Below are 3085 nucleotides of genomic sequence, written 5' to 3' on the forward strand. Positions count from 1 at the left end.
AGGTCATCGCGCTGCTCGGCGGCGTCGACCGCGGGCTCGTCCCGACCGTCCTCGCCGCCGACGCCTCCGCCGGTCGGTTGCTGCTCGACCACGTCCCCGGCGAGGACTGCTGGAGCCCGTCCGCCGGGACGGTGGCCGACGTCGTCCCGCGCCTCGTCGCCGCCCAGGCCGCGCTCGCCGACCGCCCGGCCGACCTGGCCGGCCTGCGCGACCGCACCCCGCGCGCCCTGGCGGCCCAGCTGACGGCCCTGTCGGACCGGCTCGCCGAGGAGACCGACCTGACGCCCGAGGAGCTGGACCGGATCGCCGCCTTCGCCGCCGAGCTGCCCGATCTGCTGGACCGGCTCGCCGACTGCGGCCTGCCGGAGACGCTGCTGCACGGCGACTTCCACCCCGGCAACTGGCGCTCCGACGGCACGAGCACGGTGGTCGTCGACTACGCCGACTCCTGCCTCGGCCACCCCGCCCTGGACGGGCTGCGCCCCCGCGCCTACCTCGGCGAGGAGGCCTGGCAGCACTACGTCCGGGTCTGGACGGAGGCCTGGCGGCACCACGCCCCCGGGTCCGACCCGGGGCGCGCCCTCGAACTCGCCGAGCCGCTCTACCACCTGTCCTACGCCCTGCGCTACCAGGAGTTCCTGGACCACATCGAGCAGAGCGAACGCCCGTACCACGAGGGCGACCCGGCCGCCGAGCTGCGCGCCCTGCTGGCCTGCGGAGCGGCCGGGCGGCCCGCGTAGACTGCCGGGGTGGAACGACCGACGCCGGCCCCCGGAGCCTCCGGGACTCCCGTCCTGCCCGAGCTGCCGCTGCAGGAGCTGGAGTGCTTCGCCGTCCTCGTCCACCAGTTGCACTTCGGGCGGACGGCGGAGCGCCTCGGCGTCTCGCAGGGGCGGGTCTCCCAGCTGATCAAGCGCCTGGAGAGCCGGGTCGGCGCACCGGTGTTCCAACGGACCAGCCGCCGGGTCGAGTTGACCGATCTCGGGCGGGTGCTGGCCGAGCAGGTGGTGCCCGCCTTCGAGCGGCTCCGGGAGGGCTACGACGCCGCCCGGGCCGCCGCGGCCACCGCGCGGCCGCTGCGGCTGGGCTTCCAGTGCGCGGTGTACGAGCCGGTCGCCCGGGTGATCGCGCGCCTGCCGGAGGGCACGGTGCAGCTGGTCGAACTGCCGTGGGCGGACCCGTTCTCGCACCTCGCCCGGGGCGAGGTGGACCTGGCGATCGTGCTCGCCCCGTGCCGGGAGCCGGGCCTGGACGTGCTGATGGAGTTCTCCCGCCAGCCGGTGTACCTGGCGGTCTCCGCCGAGCGGCGCCTCGGCGGGGCGGACGGGGTGGGCGCGGAGGAGCTGGCCGGGCTGGCGCTGATCGAGCCGCGCGGCCCGGCGCCCGAGTACTGGCGGTGGGCGCAGGCGCCCCGGCGGACGCCGGGCGGGCGGGAGCTGGCCTACCCGGCGGGTGCGGCCACCATCCAGGAGGGCCTGTCGATGGTGGCCGGCACCCGTCAGGGGCTGCTGCTGTGCGAGCGCAGCACGGCGTACGTCCGGCGGCCGGACATCCGCTTCCTGCCGGTGCCCGGGCTGGAGCCGACGGCGCTGGAGGTGGTCCAGCACGAGCGGCGGCCGCACCGGCTGGCGGCCGGGTTCGTCGAGCTGCTGGCGGGGCTCCTCGACTGAGTCCGCGGGGAATCAGGCGGGTCGGTCGTGCCGCCGACCGGGCCGCTGGTCGTGCCGCCGGTCGTCGGGCCGCCGTCAGAGCCGCCGGTCGTCGGGCCGGGAGAGCAGGGCGATCAGCAGCCCGACGGCCGCCAGCCCGGCCGCGGTGAACAGGACGGCGCGGTTCCCGGCCCGGTCGACGACCAGTCCGCCGGCGAAGGAGCCGAGCGCGATGCCCGCGTTGAACACGCCCGCCCAGACCGCCGCCGAGGCCTCGATCCGGGCCGGGTCGGCGGTGCGGACCCAGGTCTGGGTGGAGACCGACACCCCGCCGTACGAGGCGCCCCAGACGACCAGGACGAGCAGGACGGTGACGACACCGGTGGCGTACGCGAGCAGGGCGGCGGCCAGGGCGACGCCGGCCAGGGCGATCGCGACGGCGGTCTTCGGGCGGCGCCCGGACAGCGGGCCGAGGGTGAAGTTCCCGGCGACGCCCGCGAGTCCGTACACCAGCAGGCAGGCGGCGATCACGCCGCTGCTCAGGCCCGCGTCGGCTTCGAGGACCGGGCGGACGTAGGTGTAGCCGGCGAAGTGTCCGAGCACGACGAACGCGGTGATCGCGATCCCGGCGGCGACGCCCCGGTGGCGCAGGGCGCCGGCCAGTCCGCCGAGCCGTCCGCGCTCGTGCACGGGCAGCGCGGGCAGGGTGGCGGCGAGGACGGCGGCGGAGGCGGCGCCGAGCAGGGCGAGCGCCCAGAACGCGGCGCGCCAGTCGAGCAGCGTGGCCAGGTAGGTGCCCAGCGGGACGCCGAGGACCGAGGCGATGGAGACGCCGGAGAAGATCAGCGTCATGGTGAGCGCGAGGCGCGGGCCGTCGGCGAGGCGCGGGCCGTCGGCGAGGCGCGGGCCGACGCTCGCGGCGAGGCCCCAGACGATGCCCATGGCGGCGCCGAGCAGGACGCGGCCGGCGGCCAGCACCGCGAAGTCCGGCGCCAGCGCGGTCACCGCGTTGGCCAGGCCGAGCAGCAGCATGAAGGCGACCAGGACGGTCCGGCGGTCGCGCAGGCCGACGAGCAGCGGGGCGAAGGGGGAGAGGACGGCGGCGATCAGGCCGGTGATGGTGAGGGAGAGGCCGGTGACCCCGTCGGTGACCCCGAGGCTGTGGGACATCGGGGTGAGCAGGCCGACCGGCATCATCTCGGAGGACACCACGGTGAAGGTGGCGAGCGCGACGGCGAGGACCGGGGGCCAGCGGTGGGCGGTGGATGAGGTGGCTGGTGGGGCGGGGGCTTCGGCGTTTGTCATGTGGCCAGCCCACCAGCCGGCGGAGGGGCCGAACAAGATCGATAAGCTCATCGACTCATTAGCCCGGCTCATCGATCGCCCGGCGCCGCGACCCTGAGGCTCATCGATCGCCCGGCGTCGCGATGCTGAGG

The 3085-nt window shown here is 76.2% G+C and carries 3 protein-coding genes; 2 read left to right on the forward strand and 1 reads right to left on the reverse strand.

Features of this window, described 5'->3' with window-relative positions:
- A partial coding sequence (locus ACFU6K_RS35350; RefSeq protein WP_380670173.1) for a phosphotransferase family protein occupies positions 1-740 on the forward strand: 740 nt, incomplete at its 5' end.
- 9 nt (positions 741-749) lie between these two features.
- A complete protein-coding gene (locus tag ACFU6K_RS35355) occupies positions 750-1670 on the forward strand; it encodes a LysR family transcriptional regulator (RefSeq protein WP_380670175.1) in 921 nt (306 codons plus the stop codon).
- 75 nt (positions 1671-1745) lie between these two features.
- On the opposite strand, the gene ACFU6K_RS35360 is transcribed toward ACFU6K_RS35355, so the two are convergent.
- A complete protein-coding gene (locus tag ACFU6K_RS35360) occupies positions 1746-2954 on the reverse strand; it encodes an MFS transporter (protein WP_380670176.1) in 1209 nt (402 codons plus the stop codon).
- Positions 2955-3085: the final 131 nt, after the last annotated feature.

The sequence above is a fragment of the Kitasatospora sp. NPDC057512 genome, from assembly GCF_042802135.1.
Lineage (GTDB): Bacteria > Actinomycetota > Actinomycetes > Streptomycetales > Streptomycetaceae > Kitasatospora.

Coding starts and splice junctions, on each gene's coding strand:
- ACFU6K_RS35360 (WP_380670176.1), bottom strand. CDS start 2,954: ATGACAAACGCCGAAGCCCCCGCCCCACCAGCCACCTCATCCACCGCC.